Origin of the sequence: Streptomyces sp. 840.1, assembly GCF_003751445.1 — a bacterium.
GTDB lineage: Bacteria > Actinomycetota > Actinomycetes > Streptomycetales > Streptomycetaceae > Streptomyces.
Genome location: NZ_RJUU01000004.1, coordinates 1 through 18,529, shown reverse-complemented (window position 1 = coordinate 18,529; position 18,529 = coordinate 1). Strand labels below are relative to the sequence as shown.

Sequence of the window (18,529 nt, the reverse complement as noted above, 5' to 3'; positions counted from 1 at the left end):
CGACTACCTCAAGCGGGCGACCGTCGACCTGCGGGAGAGCCGCCAGCGGGTGCAGGAGCTGGAGGATCGCGCACACGAGCCGGTCGCGATCGTGGGCATGGCCTGCCGCCTGCCGGGCGGTGTCGCCTCCCCGGACGACCTGTGGGAGCTGCTGCGCGCCGAACGCGACGCCGTCGGCCCCTTCCCGGACGGCCGCGACTGGGACCTGGAGGCCCTGTACCACCCCGAACCCGACCACCTCGGGACCTCGTACTCCCGCGAGGGCGGCTTCCTGTACGAGGCGGACCGGTTCGACGCCGAGTTCTTCGGCATCAGCCCCCGCGAGGCGGCGGCGATGGATCCCCAGCAGCGGCTGCTCCTGGAGACGGCGTGGGAAGCCGTCGAGCACGCGGGCATCGACCCGACCGCGCTGCGCGGCACCCGCACCGGGGTGTACGCGGGCGTCATGTACGACGACTACGGCTCCCGGACTCCCCGTGCGCCCGAGGAGTTCGAGGGCTACCTGCTGACCGGCAGCGCCGGCAGCATCGCGTCGGGCCGGCTGTCCTACACCTTCGGCCTGGAGGGGCCGGCGGTGACGGTCGACACCGCGTGCTCGTCCTCGCTGGTCGCGCTGCACCTCGCGGCCCAGTCGCTGCGCGGGGGCGAATGCTCCATGGCGCTGGCCGGCGGTGTCACGGTGATGGCGACACCGGGCACGTTCGTGGAGTTCTCCCGGCAGCGCGGGCTGGCGCCGGACGGGCGCTGCAAGGCGTTCTCCTCGTCGGCCGACGGCACCGGCTGGGCCGAGGGCGTGGGCGTCCTGGTGCTGGAGCGGCTGTCGGACGCACAGCGCAACGGGCACCGGGTGCTGGCGGTGCTGCGCGGTTCCGCGGTGAACCAGGACGGTGCGAGCAGCCAGCTGACCGCACCGAACGGGCCCGCGCAGGAGCGGGTCATCCGGGCCGCGCTGGCCGACGCGCGGCTGTCCGGGTCCGAGGTGGACGCGGTGGAGGCGCACGGTACGGGTACGCGTCTGGGCGATCCCATCGAGGCGCAGGCGCTGCTGTCCGCCTATGGCCGGGCCCGTGCGGACGACAACCCGTTGTGGCTGGGTTCGGTCAAGTCGAACATCGGTCACACACAGGCCGCGGCAGGTGTCGCGGGTGTGATCAAGATGGTCATGGCGATGCGGGAGGGCGTCATGCCCTCGACCCTGCACGTGGACGAGCCGACCCCCGAGGTCGACTGGTCGGCGGGCACCGTGAAACTGCTGACGCGGGCTCAGCCGTGGCCCGAGCTCGACCGGCCGCGCCGCACGGGCGTGTCGTCGTTTGGGATCAGCGGGACCAACGCGCACGTGATCCTCGAAGAGGCGCCGTCCGCCCGCGAAGCTGTCGCACAGGACCAGGACCAGGACCGGACACAGGGACGGGGGCAGGAGCAGGAGCAGGAGCAGGTCCGCCCGGCGCTGCCGGCGCCGTGGCTGCTCTCGGCCAAGTCGCAGCCCGCGCTCCGGGCCCAGGCGGGCCGGCTGCTGGCCTGGCTCGCCGACCACCCCGAGGCCGAGGACGCCGACATCGCTGCCGTCCTGATCACTGGGCGCGCTCGGCTGGGCCGGCGCGGCGCGGTGCTCGGCGCCGACCGGGCCGGTCTCCTCAGCGGCCTCACGGCCCTCGCCGCGGGTGCGGAATCCCCGCACGTGGTCTCGGGCGCCGCCACCGCCGGTGAGACGGCCTTCCTGTTCACCGGCCAGGGCGCGCAGCGCACCGGTATGGGCGCGGGGCTGGCTGCCGCGTTCCCCGTGTTCGCCGCCGCCCTCGACGAGGTGTGCGCGGAGCTCGACACCCTGCTGGGGGTGTCGCTGCGCGAGGTCATGTCCGGTGGCACCGGGCGCTCCGCCCTGCTGGACCGCACGGAATTCACGCAGCCCGCCCTGTTCGCGTTCGAGGTGGCGCTGTACCGCCTGCTGGAGTCGTTCGGCGTGACCCCGGACGTGGTGGCCGGGCACTCGGTCGGTGAGCTGGCCGCAGCCCATGTGGCCGGGGTGTGGTCGCTGGCCGATGCGTGCCGGCTCGTCGCCGCCCGGGGCCGGCTGATGGGGGCGCTGCCGGCCGGTGGCGCGATGCTGGCCGCCGCGGTGCCGGAGGAGCGGGCGCGGCAACTGCTCGCGGCCGGGACGGTCTCACTGGCGGCCGTGAACGCGCCCGAGGCGGCTGTGTTCTCCGGCGAGGCGGCGGCGATCCACGCGCTGGAGGACCAGCTGGCCGAAGAGGGCGTGCGGACCAAGCGGCTGACGGTCAGCCACGCCTTCCACTCGGCCCTGATGGAGCCGATGCTCGCCGAGTACGAGCGGGTCGCCGCATCGGTGGAGTACCGGACGCCGCGCATCGGCGTGTGCTCCACGGTGACCGGCGCGATGGCCGGCTCCGAGCTGCTGACACCGCGGTACTGGGTGCGGCAGGTGCGTGAAGCCGTGCGGTTCGCACCTGCGGTGCGCTCGCTCGCCGATGCCGGCGTGCGCCGGTTCGTCGAGGTGGGCCCGGACGCGGTACTGGCGGCGATGACCCGTCAGACACTTGGCGACGAGGAGGAGTCCCGCTCGCTGGTCACGGCGGCGGCACGGCGCGGTGTCGACGAGGCCGGTCAGTTCCTGCGGCTGCTCGCCGCCGTGCACTGCTCGGGCGCCGCTGTCGACTGGGCGCCGCTGATGCCGGAAGGCCCCGCCCGCCACCTCGATCTGCCCGTCTACGCCTTCCAGCACCGCCGTTACTGGGTACAGCCCGACGACGACGCGCTGGGTGACATGAGCCGCGCCGGCCTGCACGCGCTCGATCATCCGATGCTGCGTGTCGCCGCACCGCTCGCCGGACGCGACGAATGGCTGTTCAGCGGCCGCCTCTCCGTCGCCGACCTGCCGTGGATCGCCGACCACACGGCTTTCGGATCGGTGCTTCTGCCCGGCACCGGATTCGTCGACCTCGCCCTGGCCGCGGGGCGCCGGCTGGACCTGCCCGTCCTGGACGAACTCGTCCTGGCGACACCGCTGCTCCTCGACGGCACCGCCGCCGCAGACGTGCAGCTCTCGGTGAGCGAACCCGATCACACCGGCCGCCGACGCCTGTCGATCCACTCGCGTGCCGTCACCGGCCCCGCGCCGTCCCACCCGGGCGAGCCGGAGTGGACGCTCCACGCCACCGGCGCGCTCGCCCCCGCCGACAGCGTGACACCGGACTGGACCGACCCCGACTGGCCGCCCGCCGACGGCACACCGGTCGACGGGGCGCGCCTGTACGACCGGCTCACCGACCTGGGATTCGGCTACGGCCCGAGCTTCCAGGGCGTGCGCGCCGCCTGGACCGACGGTGACGAGGTGTTCACCGAGGTCACCCTGGACGAGACGGCGGCGGGCCGGGCAGCGGGTTTCGGGGTGCATCCCGCACTCCTGGACGCGGTCTTCCACGCCGCCATCGACGTGCTCGCCGAGGACCTGCCCGACGGCCGGCTGCCGCTCCCGTTCTCCTTCGGCGGCGTCCGGGTGTTCCGGCCCGGCGCCACCTCGGTCTGGGCCCGCATCATCCGCTCGGGTCCCCAGAAGGTGCGTATCGACGCCTGCGACGCCGGTGGCGCCGCGGTCCTGTCGATCGACGCCGTACTCGCCCGCCCCGCGGACGCGAGCGCTCTCGCCGGGGCCCGCAGCCCGCTCTACGCCGTGGACTGGACGTCGGTGACGGCGCCGGCGGCGCCCGACGGGCAACCGGTCGCACTGGGGCGGTCCGTCGCGGGCTGCGCCGAGACCTTCGCGGACGTCGCCGCGTTCGCGGCAGGCGGCGGCGGTCATGCCGGCGCGGCCGTCGTCTGGTCGCCCGAGACGGCACAGGCGGACGGCGAGGACGTCCCCGCAGCCATTCGCAGGGCCGTGCACAGAGCCCTCGCGGTGCTGCGCGGCTGGCTCACCGAACCGGGCTGCGCCGACTCGGCACTGGTCGTGCTGACCCGCAACGGGGCAGGCCTGCCCGGTGAGACGCCGGACCCTGCGGCTGCGGCCGTCCGAGGCCTGGTACGCAGCGCGCAGTCGGAGAACCCGGGGCGCATCGTGAACGTCGACCTGGACATCGACCCCGGCGACGGCGCGGACCTGCTCCCGCTGATCGCCGCCGCGGCCGCCATGGATGAACCGCAGCTCGCGATCCGCGACGGCGCAACCGTGGTCCCGAGGCTGGTGCGTGCGGCCACGGGCGAACCGGCCGGCGCGGACTTCGGCGACGGCACGGTCCTGATCACCGGCGGCGCGGGCGGCCTCGGCGCAGTCACCGCACGCCACCTGGTCGCCCGCCACGGGGTGCGCACCCTGCTCCTCGCCTCGCGCCGGGGCGCGGCCGCACCGGGTGTCGAGGAACTGGTCACCGAGCTGACCGCGCTGGGCGCCGACGTGCGCGTCGCCGCGTGCGACGTCAGCGAGCGCGCCGAGGTCGCCGCGCTGCTGGACTCCGTACCCGCGCACCAGCCGCTGACCGCCGTGGTGCACACCGCGGGCGTGTCCGACGACGGCACGATCGAGACCCTGAGCGCCGAGCAGGTGGACCGCGTGCTCGCCCCGAAGGTCGACGCCGCCTGGCATCTGCACGAGCTGACCCGCGACCTGGACCTGTCCGCGTTCGTGCTGTTCTCCTCCGCCGGGCCGCTGCTCGGCGGGCAGGGCCAGGGCAACTACGCGGCCGCGAACGCGGCGATGGACGCGCTCGTCCAGGCCCGCCGCAGCGCCGGCCTGGCCGCGCACTCGCTGGCCTGGGGACTGTGGAAGCTCGGCATGGCCGAGGCGCTGAACGACGCGGGTGGCGAGAACATGGTGCGCCAGATCCGCACCCGTCTCGGTCTCACCCCGATCGAGCCGGACACCGGCATGCAGATGCTCGACAGCGCGTTGACCTCCGGTGAACCGATGCTGATGACCGCGCTGCTCGACACACCGGCCCTCACCGCACTGGGCCGGCTCGGCACGCTGCCCGCGCTGCTGCGCGGCCTGATCCGCCTGCCGTCGCGCGACCGGATCGCCGACAGCCCGTTGCGTCAGCGGTTGCTCGATGCCCCCGAGGAGCAGTGGGAGCCGCTGATCCTCAACGAGGTCCGCGCGATCGCCGCCGCGGTCCTCGGCCACGAGTCGGCCGACGCCGTCGCCCCCGGGACACCGTTCACGGAACTGGGCTTCGACTCGCTCGGCGGAATCGAGTTCCGCAACAAGGTGACCGCCGCCACCGGTGTCCAGCTCCCGTCCACGCTGGTGTTCGACTATCCGACCGCCGCCGCTGTCGCGGGCTTCCTGCGCACCAGGGTCGACGGTTCGCAGCCGGCGCGGCCGCGTCCCGCCTCGGCCGGGACCAGGAGCAGGGCTGCCGACGAGCCGATCGCGATCGTCGGTATGAGCTGCCGGTACCCCGGCGGCGTAGAGAACCCCGGCCAGCTCTGGGACCTGATCGACGGGCGGGTCGACGCGATCACCCCGATCCCGGGAGACCGGGGCTGGGACGTCGATCACCTGTATGACACCGATCCGGGCAAGCCGGGCAAGATCTACACCCGGGAAGGCGGGTTCCTGGACGCCGCAGGTGACTTCGACGCCGCGTTCTTCGGGATCGGACCCCGCGAGGCCGCGGCGATGGACCCGCAGCAGCGGCTGCTGCTGGAGACGTCCTGGGAAGCGCTCGAAGACGCCGGTATCGATCCGACCTCACTGCGGGGCAGCGACACCGGGGTCTACGCGGGCGTCATGTACCAGGACTACGGCTACACGGCGCGCGAGGCCGCCGACGGCGCCGCGGAAGGCTATCTGGCGACCGGGTCCGCCGGCAGTGTCGTTTCCGGTCGGGTGTCCTACTCCCTCGGTCTGGAAGGACCCGCGGTGACGGTGGACACGGCGTGCTCCTCGTCGCTGGTGGCTCTGCACCTGGCGGTCCAGGCGCTGCGCGCGGGGGAGAGCTCGCTGGTCCTGGCCAGCGGGGTGACGGTCATGTCGACTCCGCTGCTGTTCCTGGAGTTCTCCCGGCAGCGGGCGCTGTCGCCGGACGGACGCTGCAAGGCGTTCTCAAGCGGTGCCGACGGTGTCTCGTGGGCCGAGGGCGTCGGCGTACTGGCCCTCGAACGACTGTCCGACGCGCAGCGGAACGGGCGTCCGGTACTGGCCGTCATCCGAGGCAGCGCCATCAACCAGGACGGTGCGAGCAACGGCCTGACCGCACCCAACGGCCCCTCCCAGGAGCGGGTGATCGCCCAGGCACTGGCCAACGCGGGTGTGGCCGCGGCCGAGGTGGACGTGGTGGAGGCACACGGCACCGGCACCACGCTGGGCGACCCGATCGAGGCGCAGGCGCTGATCAACGCCTACGGGCAGGAGCGAGCCGAGCCGCTGCGGATCGGCTCGCTGAAGTCGAACATCGGGCACACACAGGCGGCGGCCGGTGTCGGCGGTGTGATCAAGATGGTGCAGGCGCTCCAGCACGAGGTGCTGCCGGCCACCCTGCATGTCGATGCTCCCTCGCCGCACGTGGAGTGGGCGGCGGGCGCGGTACGGATCCTGACCGACGCGGAGCCGTGGCCGGCCGGTGAGCAGCCGCGCCGGGCGGGCGTGTCGTCGTTCGGGATCAGCGGGACCAACGCACACGTGATCATCGAGGAGGCGCCCGCAGCCCCGCCGGCGCCGGTCGCCGCACCCGCCCCGGCGGCTGTGCCGCTGCTGCTGTCCGCGCGGACGCCCGCGGCGCTGCGGTCCCAGGCACGCCGCCTGCACGACACGCTGAGCGAACGCCCCGAACTCGGCCTCAGCGACGTCGCGTCGACGCTGGCACTGCACCGCGCGCAGCTCGAGGAGCGCGCCGCGGTCGTGGGCCCGGACCGGGAGTCGCTGCTGGCGGCCCTGGCACGGCTGGCGGCCGGTGAGACCGGAGCGGGCGTGGTCGAAGGAGCCGGCCGGGCCGGTACGACAGCGTTCCTGTTCACCGGTCAGGGCGCGCAGCGGATCGGGATGGGCGCCGGACTGTACGGGGAGTTCCCGGTGTTCGCGGCCGCGCTCGACGAGGTGTGCGCGGAGTTCGACGCGCACCTGGAGCACGCGCTGCGGGATGTGATGTTCGGTGCGGGCGACGAGGCCCTGCTCGATCGCACCGAGTACGCCCAGCCCGCGCTGTTCGCGTTCGAGGTCGCGATGTTCCGCCTCGTGGAGTCCATGGGCGTGAGCCCGGACGCGGTGGCCGGGCACTCGATCGGTGAGCTGGCCGCCGCACACGTGGCCGGTGTGTGGTCGCTGCCGGACGCGTGCCGGCTCGTCGCGGCCCGGGGCCGCCTGATGGGGGCGCTGCCGGCCGGGGGAAGCATGCTGGCCGCCGCGGTTCCGGAAGCACGGGCCGCGGAGCTGTTGGCAGCCATCAACACCGATCCGGCCGCCGCGGTCTCCCTGGCGGCGGTCAACGCTCCCGAAGCGGTGGTCTTCTCCGGCAACACCGACGCGGTGTCGGCGCTCGAGTCGACGCTGGTCGCCGAGGGCGTCAGGACGAGCCGGCTGCGGGTGAGCCACGCCTTCCACTCCGCCCTGATGGACCCCATGCTGGCCGACTTCGCGGAGATCGCCGCGGACCTGACGTACCACGAGCCGCGCATCGCGCTGTGCTCCACGGTCTCGGGAGCCTTCGCCGACGGACTCACGGGCACGCCCGAGTACTGGGTACGGCAGGTGCGCGAGGCCGTGCGCTTCGCTCCGGCCGTGCGCTCCCTCCTCCGGTCGGGTGTCGGCCTCTTCGTCGAACTGGGCCCCGACGCGGTGCTGACCGCCATGACCCGAGCCACGCTGGCAGCCGACCCCGCACAGCGCGCATCCGTCGTCGCGGGATCCCGCCGCACGGCCGCCGAACCCGAGCAGCTGGTCACCGCGCTGGCTGCGGCGCACTGCGCGGGCCGGCCGGTGCGGTGGGCCGGCTGCTTCGGAGACCGGCCGCAGACACGGATCGCGCTGCCCACCTACCCCTTCCAGCACGAACGCTTCTGGCTGCAGCCCGCGGAGAGCGCCGCGCCGCTCGCCGGCGCCGACTCCACCGGCCATCCGCTGCTGCACGCCCAGGTACAGCTCGCCGGCACGGACGAGTGGCTGTTCACCGGCAGGCTCTCGCAGCGCACACACCCCTGGCTCGCCGACCACACCGTTCTCGGCACGGCCGTGATGCCGGGGACCGGATTCGTGGAACTGGCACTGGCCGCCGGCGCCCGGCTCGGCGTGCCGCGCCTGGCGGAACTGGCCCTCGAGGCACCGCTGATCCTCCCGGCCGAGGGCGGCACGGACCTTCAGCTCGCCGTGGGCGGACCCGACGCCGACGGGCACCGGACCGTGACGGTCCACGCCCGTGTCGCCGGCACCTGGGTGCCGCAGGCCCGTGGCCTGCTCACTCCCGCCACGCCGGCCCCGGCACCGGCCTGGCACCGGGACTGGCCCCCGGCCGAGGGTGAACCGGTCGACGGGGCAGAGGTGTACCGCGTGCTCGGCGATCTCGGGTTCGCGTTCGGCCCGGCGTTCCAGGGGGTCCGTACGGCGTGGCTGCGCGGGGAGGAGGTCTTCGCGGATCTCGCACTCGACGCCGGTACCGCAGCGCGTGCCACGGCGTTCGGGCTGCACCCGGCGCTGCTGGACGCGGTCTTCCACGCCGCTGTCGGCCTTCTCGCCGGCAAGGGGCCCGACGGCCGGACGCCCCTGCCGTCCGCCTTCGGCGGTGTACAGCTGGCGCAGTCCGGCGTGGGCGCCCTGCGCGTCCGTATCGCCCGCACCGCGCCGGACACCTTCCGCGTGGACGCCGTCGACGCGACCGGCGCCCCGGTACTGAGCGTGGAGTCGGTGCGGGTCCGCCCGATCGAGCGGGCGGCGCTGGCCCAGCTGCAGGGCGCGGCACCGCTGTTCGACCTCGAATGGGTCGCCGTGCCCGCCGCCCACAAGGCGGACGCCCGGAGCATCGTGGTGCTGGGCGACCCCGCGGTCGTCGAGGCCCCCGAGCCTCTCACCAGCTGCGCCGGCCCGGCGGAACTCGGCGAGCTGCGGGACGTCCCCCACACGGTGCTGTGGCAGGCACCCCGCGAAGCGGCCGGCGGTGCGGCTGAGGTGCATGCCGGTGTGCTGACCACGCTCGCCCTCCTGCAGAGCTGGAACAGCGCCGGGCACCCCGCCCGGCTCGCGATCGTGACGCACCGGGCCGCCGGACTGCCCGGTGAGCAACCCGAGCTGGTCGGGGCAGCCGTGGCCGCTCTGGTGCGCAGCGCACAGTCCGAGTACCCGGGCCGGTTCCTGCTCATCGACCACGACGGCGACGCCCTGCCGGTCGCGTCCCTCGCCGCCGCCGTGGCCCAGGACGAACCGCACCTGGCCGTCCGCGAGGGCCGGCTCCTGGCGCCGCGCCTGCAGCCGCTTCCCGCCACCGAACCGGGCCTGCCGCCGTCGTTCGACCGAGGCACGGTCCTCATCACCGGCGGGACAGGGGGCATCGGCGCGATCGTCGCCCGGCACCTGGTCACCGAACACGGCGCACGGCACCTGCTGTTGGCGTCGCGGCGCGGCCCGGCCGCGGACGGTGCCGACGAACTGGCTGCCGAGCTGACCGCTCTCGGAGCCCGGATCCGGGTCGTGGGATGCGACGTCACCGAACGCGCCGCCGTCGAGGCCCTGCTGGCCGGTATCGACACCGAAGTTCCGCTGACCGCTGTGATCCACACGGCGGGCGTCCTGGACGACGGCACGCTCGACAGCCTCACCACCGAGCAGACGACGCGGGTGCTGGCACCGAAGGTCGATGCGGCACTGCACCTGCACGAGCTCACCCGTGACCTGGACCTGTCCGCGTTCGTGCTGTTCTCGTCGGCGGCACCGCTGCTCGGCGGACAGGGGCAGGGCAACTACGCGGCTGCGAACGGCGTACTGGACGCGCTGGCGCGCGTACGGCGCGGCGCGGGTCTGCCCGCGCACTCACTGGCCTGGGGACTGTGGACCGTCGGCATGGCCGGGGCGCTCGGAGGGGAAGACGGCGAGCAGTACACCCGCCGGATCCGGAGCAGGCTGGGCCTGGTCCCGATCGACGCGGAGTCCGGCATGGCGCTGTTCGACAACGCGCTCGCGACGGAGCGCGCGACTGCGGTGACCGCACTGCTGGACACGGCGGCGCTCACCGACCTGGCGCGCGGCGGCACCCTGCCCGCGATGCTGCGCGCGATGATCCGGGTGTCCCCGGCTGCCGAGGCTACGGATGTCAGCCTGACGCAGCGACTGGCCGCGCTGCCCGACGCGGACCGTGACGGTGTGATCCTGCGCGAGGTGCGCAGCGTCGCGGCGGCGGTCCTCGGTCACCGGTCCGGTGAGGCGATCGACCCGCACGCACTGTTCACGGAGCTCGGGTTCGACTCCCTCGGTGCCGTGGAATTCCGTAACCGGCTCGCCCAACTGGCCGGTCTGGAGCTGCCGCTGACGCTGATCTTCGATCACCCGACCGCCGCCGATGTGGCGAAGCTCGTGCGATCGAGGATCGAGGAGCCCGCCGCCGATGTGGCCGAGCAGGAACCGGCCGGGGTGCGCGGCACGCTCACCGACCTGGTGTCGGCGGCACACCGCCGCGGCGAACTGGCGGCGGCGATGCCTCTGCTGGTGGCGAGTTCGGCACTGATGCCCACGTACACCGCCGACGAGGCCGGCGGGCGGCGTCCGGCCGAGGTGCAGCTCCTGGCGCGCGGCACCGGGGCACCGGCACTGGTCTGCATCCCGTCGTTCCTGGCGGGGTCGGGCCCTCACCAGTTCGCCCGCCTGGCCCGCGAGCTGGGCGGCGAGCGGCAGGTCAGTGTGTTGCGGCTGCCCGGCATGCGCGCCGGCGAGGAGCTGCCGGCGACGTGGGAGGCGGCGATCGAGAGCCTCGCAGCGGCAGTTGTGCCGGAGTGCGGGCGTGGTCCGGTGGCGCTGGTCGGCTATTCGGCCGGTGGCGCGGTCGCCCACGCGGTCGCCCGCCGGGTGGAGAGTAAGGGCGGGGAGCTCGTGGGCCTCGCGATGATCGACACCTACGCCCCGGACGAGGACGAAGCAACCCAGCGCGTCCTTGTCGACGCGCTGGGACAGGTCCTGTCCCGGGACAACGCACTGACTCCCGTCGATGACCACAGCCTGGTCTCCATGGGCGGCTACGTGCGGATCTACCCCGAGCGCGGGACCGGACGGATTGCTGCGCCGACGCTGAATCTGCGGGCCACCGTGACGCTGAGCGGCTTCGACGCCGAACCCGTTCCCGACTGGCAACACCGTGGACCGGCCGAGTACATCGAGGCGGATCACTTCTCGATCATCGAGGACCGGGCGGCAGAGACCGCCACGCACCTGCGGAACTGGCTCGATTCACTCAAGAGCCATTCCGTCCAGCATTCCGATATATGTGGCAGCGGAATGCGTGACGCGTAAAAGCGGTCGGACACGGGGGCATAACCCCGACAAGTAAGTCAAGACTTATCTTTATGGAGCTTCGTCCGTATGGTGTTGCTCGAATCGAAGGAGCTTCTTGTTGTTGAATATGAACGATTCTGCTGTGCGTGCGGTTGAATCGGAGCAGGACTATGTGTCCTCGTTGTACGAGCTGATCACCGAGCGGCTTTCCGAGGCGCGAGTACACCGGGCGAGTGTGCTGAAGGCTCCGGCGGAAAGCGCCGGTGAGGCGTACGAGAGAGATATCGCCGCCGACCGGCTGGCCAAGGAGATCGGCCGGCTGGAGAGCGCCGAAATGGGCCTGGTCTTCGGGCGCATCGACTGGTCGGACGGCACGGCCCTGCGCATCGGGCGGATCGGCCTCCATACGGAGGAGGACGAGCTGCCGCTGCTCGTGGACTGGCGCGCGAACGCGGCGCGGCCCTTCTACGAGGCGACACCGGTCCACCCGATGGACCTGCGGCGGCGCAGGCATCTGCGCCTCGACGACCGCACCGTCGTCTCGGTGAGCGACGAGCTGCTGGACGGGAGCGCCCCGACCGATCAGGACGTGGTGGGGGACGGACCGCTGGTCGAGGCTCTGTCGGCGCGGCGTACGGGCAGGATGAACGCGGCCGTCGCGACGCTGCAGGCCGAGCAGGACGAGATCGTCCGCTCCCCCCACCGGGGGGTGACCGTGGTGCAGGGCGGGCCCGGCACCGGCAAGACGGTCGTCGCCCTGCACCGGGCGGCCTACGTCCTGTACGCCTTCCCGCGTGCCGCGGAGGAGGGGGTCCTGGTGGTGGGCCCGAATGCCCGTTTCCTGGACTACATTTCCCAGGTCCTTCCCTCGCTGGGTGAGAACGACGTGGTCCTGGCGACGTGTCAGGAGCTGGCCGGGGTGTTCACGGACGCGGTGGACCCTTTCGGCACGGCACGGCTCAAGGGCAGCTCCGACTTCGCCGACGCCCTGGCCGGCCTCCTGCGTTCGTATCAAGCTCCCGCCGGTGATTTCACGGTGCAGGTCGGTCAGGAAGTGATCTCGCTTCCCGAGAGGGAAGTGGCCGCGGCGCGCGATACCGCTGTCGCGGCCGTATCGGGACACAATCCCGCGCGCCAGGTGTTCAAGGAGCTCCTGGCCGATGCGGTGACCGATGCGATGCAACGGGACATGGGCGACGTCCTGGAGCAGATCGACGCCGACACCGAGAGGATGACGGGTCTGGATCTCGACCGGTTCACGGGGGCCGCTCGGCGTCGTGCCGAAGGCGCCGGAGACCCGGGCCCGGTCCATGAGCTGGACCTGGATGCCATCCGGGCCGACCTCCTGGGTGATGCCGGTATGGACGGCGCGGTCGAGGCGCTGTGGCCGAGGCTTGTGCCGGGTGACCTCGTGAACGCGCTGCTGGGGGACGAGGACGCTCTCGCCGAGCACCTGCCGGGCGTGACCGAACAGGAGCGGTCCCTGCTGCTGCGTAGTGCGGGTGACCCGTGGACCGGTGCCGATGTCCCGCTCCTGGACGAGGCGGCGTCCTTGACCGATGGCCCTCCCGAGCGGGTGTTCGGGCATGTGGTGGTCGACGAGGCGCAGGAGCTGACGGGGATGGAGTGGCGGATGGTTGTCCGGCGTTGTCCGGGCCGGGGGATGACGCTGGTGGGCGATTTCGCGCAGGCGGGTCCGGTGGTGACGGCGGCCGGCTGGGAGGAGGCGTTGAGTCCTCACGTGGGGCGGAGGTTCAAGCGGCACAGTCTGAGCGTGAGTTATCGCACGACGCAGGAGATTCTGGAGAGTGTGCGGGGTCTGCTGGCGCGGATCGCTCCGGATCAGGTGCCTGCGCGGTCTCTGCGCAGTGGTGAGCACCCCCGTTCGGTGACTGTGCCGTCGGGTGGGTCGGTCGCCGCTGTTGCGCGGGAGGTGTCCGTCCAGGGGGCTGAGTTCCCGGATGAGCTTTTGGGGGTGGTGTGTGCGGACTCCAGGGTGGGCGAGTTGGTGGCCGGGGGTGTCGCTCGTCATGCGCGTGTGGTGCCGGCGTCGCAGGCGCGTGGTCTGGAGTTCGACGGGGTGGTGGTGATGGATCCGGAGGAGATCATCGCGGCTCGCCCTGGCGGGGAGAGGGACTTGTACGTGGCCCTGACCCGGGCCACCAAGCGCCTGTGCACCGTCACCGCCGGGTCTGCCTGACGGTTGCGCGGGCGCGGTGCCGCGCGCGGCCGCCGTGTTGCTGTGGCGGGTGTCAGAGGATTCGGTCGACGAGTCCGTCGATGTACTGGGGGGTGAGTTCCATCCCGAACAGGACGCGGATATACATCGGCGCGAGGACGTGGTCGAGCACGTCGAGTGCGGCGGGAGTCCTCTCGCCGCGTTCGGCGGCGCGGTCGAGCATGGACTGCATCTGGCGGGTGCGTTCGTCGCGGAGGCTGTCGCGTGCCTCCCGCCCCTGTTGACCCTGCTGGCCGGTACCGGTGCCGGTGAGGGCGACGGCCAGGCGTACGAGTGCCAGCCCGTCGGGTCCGGTGATCTCGCGGGCGACGTTGGCCGCGTAGGCATGCAGGTCACCGGCCAGGCTCCCGGTGTCGGGCATGGGTGACTGCGCGTTGAGGCGGCTGAGCATCACCTCGGAGAGAAGGTTCTCCAGGCTGCCCCACCGGCGGTAGATGCTGCTGTCGGCCACACCCGCACGGGCCGCGACCTCCGCGACGGTGAAGTGGCCGTACCCGCGCTCGCCGATCAGTTCGGTCAGTGCCTGATGTACCTGTGCGCCGACACGGGCGCTGCGCCCGCCGGGCCGCCGGGCTCGCTGTTGTCCATTCATACCCCTCACCTTAACGCAGTCCAGACTTGCGTTTACGGGTGACCCTCCGTATAGTCTCTTAACGCAGCCACTGACTGCCTTAAAGTTCTGGAAGGCGATCACACCAGTCGTGGCCGGGCACAACCGATGACATTGAGAGGAACCCCCATGGCTGCATCGCCTGCAACACCGGACAGCCGGCCGAACCGAACCGTGCTCCTCACGGTCACCTGCCTGGGCCAGTTCATGGTCCTGCTCGACAACACGATCGTCGGAGCGGCCCTGCCCGACATGCAGCACCGCCTCCACACGGAACTGACCGGTCTGCAGTGGATCGTTGACGCCTACGTACTCCTGGTCGCGATGCTTCTCCTGTCCGGCGGCGTCTTCGCCGACCGGTTCGGCCGCAAACGCGTCTACCTCACCGGCGTCGTGGTCTTCACCGTCGCGTCCCTGTTCTGCGCCCTCGCACCCTCCGTCGGCTGGCTGATCACGGGCCGGGTCCTGCAGGGCATCGGAGCCGCCGCGCTCGCCCCCGCCTCACTCGCCCTCCTCGCCGCCGCCTACCCCCTGCCCCAGGAACGCGTCAAGGCGATCGGACTGTGGGCCGGACTCAGCGGAATCGGCCTCGCTGCGGGCCCCGTCGCCGGCGGTGTGCTGACCCAGGCCTTCGGCTGGCCCGCCATCTTCCTCGTCAACCTGCCCATCGGCGTGATCCTTCTGCTGGTCGGCCTGCGCCACCTCGCCGAGTCCCGCAACCCGAACGCCCCCGCGATCGACATCCCCGGCACCGTGCTGTCCGTCCTGAGCGTGGGCGCGCTCACCTACGGCCTCATCGAGGGCGGCGCCCGCGGCTGGACATCGCCGGTCATCCTGGCCAGCTTCGCCGCCACAGTGATCCTCCTCGCGGCCTTCATCACCGTCGAAGCCCGCCGCGCCGCGCCCATGCTGCCCCTGCAACTGTTCAAGCAGCGCCTGTTCACCGTGTCCAACACCGCGATGGTCGTAGTCGGATTCGCCCTCATGGGCTCCTCGTTCTTCTTCTCCCAGTTCTTCGTCTACGTCCAGGGCAGCTCGATCCTGCGCGCCGGCCTGCAGACCCTGCCCGTCTCCCTCGCCATGGTCGTCGTCAGCCCGTACGCAGGACGCCTCGCCGCCCGCTACGGCTTCCGCGTCGTGGTCACCACCGGCCTCGCCCTGGCCGGCCTGGGACTCCTCGCACTCGGCACCGTCCACGCCGACACCGCATACGGGAACGTGTGGTGGCGCCTGGCAATCGCCGGCACCGGATTCGCCCTGGCCATGTCCCCGCTCACCGGAGCCGCGATCCAGGCGGTCAGCCCGCAGGAAGGCGGCCTCGCATCCGGCGTCAGCAGCACCACCCGGCAGATCGGCGCCGTCTTCGGCGTCGCCGTACTCGGAGCCATCGTCCGCTCCCGGCAGTCCAGCGGTGCCACCTTCGAGACCGGCCTCAACAGCGCCTTCCTTGCCGCGGGCATCGTCACCCTGGTCACCGCAGTGTTCACCGGGCTGCTGCTGACGAAGCCCAAGCCCGCACAGGACTCCGTACTCCCGAAGCACACCACCACCCCGGACGCGGTCACCCCGCTGAACAGCGCGCCCGCGACCAGCCGCTGACCACAACCCCAGCACTGGAACACATGAGCACGCCCCATCACCTATGCGACATACGCATAGGCTAGGTAGGGTGTGCTCATGCTGATGAGTACGGAGGAAACGCTGCGGGTGACGGTGACCGCGATTGCGCACCGCACCGGTGAGCAGCAGGCCGCTCTGGCCACCGCGTTGGGGCTGACACAGAGCCAGATCAGCCGCAGACAGCGCGGAAAGGCCTCGTGGACGCTGACGGACTGCGACCAGCTCGCCGCCCACTGGGGGATCCCCGTGCTGGATCTCCTCGCGGGCCCCACCCACGCCCTGGCGAAACTGCCCACGGACCGCATCGCGACCGGTGGGCAGCTGACCCTCATCCCACTCGAAACGCCGCCACTCACAGCCCCGCCCGCTGGTCCCGCTCCCGCTGCTCCCGCGCCCGCCGCACCGGTCCCGGCTCCGGCCGCATCGGTCCCGGCCCCCGTCGCGGCCGCCTCGGCGCCGCCCGCGCCGGCGCCGGTGGTTCCGAGGCGGTCGGTTGTGCCTGCGGGGCCGCTCGCGGATCGTGTCAGTGGACGCGTGACGGAGGAACTCACCACGCATAACGGTGATTTGGGAGCCGCGCAGGCCGCGCTCATCAAAACAGCCGTACCGGATGTGATGGCTCTGTTCGCCGCTTCGCGGGTCGGTGGCCGTTATGAGCACTCGGAGTTTCCACCTACCGCCGATATCCTGAAGAAGGCATCACAGAAAGGCGCTGACCAGGTTTGGGAAGCGCGTCCGAAGTGGCGTTCGGAGGAGCTGCATCGTGCCGCTCGTGGTGGGCACGTGACTCTTGAGGTTACTGCTCTGGATATGAATGCCGCCTATCTGAGCGCGCTGAAGGCGTGGTTGCCGATCGGGAAACTCGTTCATTCCCAGGGCGACCATCACGACCCGAAGCGATCCGGTATCCATCGGATCACCCCTGCCCCCTGGGATCAGCCGGATCTCCCGTCACCGCTCGGCGCACGCAAGGAACCAGGGCCCCTGTGGGTGACGGAGCCCACCCTCCGTCTTCTGTTGCGTTGCGCGAAACTCGGGTTGGCCGAGGCTCCGCTGATTCATGAGTCGTGGACGTCGGGTGCCTCGGAAGGGTTGTTGGAGAAGATGCGCCGCACTCTTGCCGAGGTGCGCAGGGAAGCTATTTCCAGTGGTGATGAAACGACCTTGGAATACGTGAAGTCCATGTATTCTAAGTTTGTGTCCACGATCGGGGAGAGTACTGCGAACCGGGAGATCCGGCGTCCTGACTGGATGCATATCATTCGTTCGCAGGCATTTGTGAATCTGTGGCTGAAAGCGCATAAGGCACACACGTCGGGGCTGACAGTCGTTCAGATGTCGGGTACGGACGAACTGCACGTCGCCGGGGACTGGCAGACGGTGTTCCCGGAAGGCCGCGACCTTTCCCAGGTCAAAGCAAAATTCATCTACACGCTGGGGGAGTAGCCCATGACAGGCGGCGCGACCGACCTCTGGGGCGAATGGCAGAAGTACGGGGCCCGGGGAGTGAGTGGTGCTCGGGCGCTGGCGGCCGAGCTCGATCGCATCGCGCGTGAAGGCGGTATTGCCTCGCCGGTCACGACAAGCCGCGGGCTTTCCGCGCGTCTGAACTATCTTGACAGTCGGCCCGGTCGTGAAGTTCTTGCCAGGCACGGGGTCAGTGCGCGGCTGCTGCGTTCCTGGGAGCGTGGGGTGCGTCCCAGCCGCTCGAAGCTGGAGGCGGTCGACAGGGCCTATCAGGAGCGTCGTCGGGACAACTTGGTGCGTTCGGGTGCGTTGAAGCGGTTGCTCGACAACGCCGGCCGGGGCCGGCGGATCGAGATCTACCCGGTGGACCAGTCGGCCGTGGACGAGCAGCGTCGCCGGCCGGAAATCTCCGAACGTTCCGTGCAGGCCCGCTATGTCTGGGACGACATGGTCGAGGCCTGGGGTGCGGGTGACCTGGACACCCTGGACGAGATCTGGGACGACATCATCACCGACCTGGACTCCGACTACGCCGCGTATGCCTACGTCGGATCCATCGGGATCGGCGCCTGACAGCCACTCCTCCCAGCAGCCCCAGGTGAGCGGTGTCAGCTTTCGGGGTTACGGGGGCCGCGGAACCTGGGGCGGGGCGCCGGGATGTGACGCCGTGCCCGACAGAGCGATTTCCCGGGGCTTTCGTGGCGGCGTTCATTTCGTAGGTGCAGATGTCTTTCTCGGGGCGGGGAGGGCTTTTTTGTGTTTTGTCTTTGTGGACCTGACGAGTTGCCAGGTGCGGTCTCGGTTCTTCCTGGGAGCTAAATTGGAGTAGACCAATTAATGCTCAGTCAGGGGCACCCGGGACGTACCAGGAGTTGGGCCGGTACCCGATGGACCAGCATGACGAGACATCAGGGAACGGGCGCACACTGCAACCGGGAACAGGCCGAGGAACACAAACCACGAAGAACCCGCAACAAGAACCAGAACCACCGAGAACACCCCAACCACCCTCACCTGAACAGCACAGACTGACGAACAAGCCACCCTCTCCTACAGCCAGCCAGGGGCAGGCCGAAGGCCGGCCCCACGGGCCGAAGGCCCGAGCATTGGCACCGAAGGTGACGATGCCCCAGGACGCCGAAGGCGGCCAAGGGTGCGGAGCACCCCTGTG

Annotated in this window: 5 protein-coding genes and 1 pseudogene; 5 read left to right on the top strand and 1 reads right to left on the bottom strand. The window is 71.3% G+C overall.

Annotated features, from left to right (window positions below):
- Positions 1-7 precede the first annotated feature (7 nt).
- Both EDD93_RS38725 and EDD93_RS38720 read left to right on the top strand, forming a co-directional pair.
- Positions 8-11,440: pseudogene (locus tag EDD93_RS38725) on the top strand (SDR family NAD(P)-dependent oxidoreductase); the annotation flags it as partial.
- Between the two features lie 109 nt (positions 11,441-11,549).
- Positions 11,550-13,622 carry an AAA family ATPase gene (locus EDD93_RS38720; protein ID WP_185092669.1) on the top strand — a complete coding sequence of 691 codons (2,073 nt, stop codon included), beginning with the start codon at positions 11,550-11,552 and terminating at the stop codon, positions 13,620-13,622.
- 52 nt (positions 13,623-13,674) lie between these two features.
- On the opposite strand, the gene EDD93_RS38715 is transcribed toward EDD93_RS38720, so the two are convergent.
- Positions 13,675-14,253 carry a TetR/AcrR family transcriptional regulator gene (locus EDD93_RS38715; protein WP_123531720.1) on the bottom strand — a complete coding sequence of 193 codons (579 nt, stop codon included), beginning with the start codon at positions 14,251-14,253 and terminating at the stop codon, positions 13,675-13,677.
- 147 nt (positions 14,254-14,400) lie between these two features.
- Between EDD93_RS38715 and EDD93_RS38710 the strand changes: the two genes are divergently transcribed.
- The 3 genes from EDD93_RS38710 (at position 14,401) to EDD93_RS38700 (ending at position 17,931) form a co-directional block, all read left to right on the top strand.
- On the top strand, positions 14,401-15,870 hold the full coding sequence (locus EDD93_RS38710) for an MFS transporter (protein ID WP_123531718.1): 1,470 nt from the start codon (positions 14,401-14,403) through the stop codon (positions 15,868-15,870).
- 78 nt (positions 15,871-15,948) lie between these two features.
- Entirely contained in the window at positions 15,949-17,337 is a 1,389-nt protein-coding gene (locus tag EDD93_RS38705; protein WP_123531895.1) for a helix-turn-helix domain-containing protein, read from the top strand.
- Between the two features lie 3 nt (positions 17,338-17,340).
- Positions 17,341-17,931, top strand: coding sequence for a hypothetical protein (locus EDD93_RS38700; protein WP_123531716.1), 591 nt, complete (start codon positions 17,341-17,343; stop codon positions 17,929-17,931).
- Positions 17,932-18,529 lie beyond the last annotated feature (598 nt).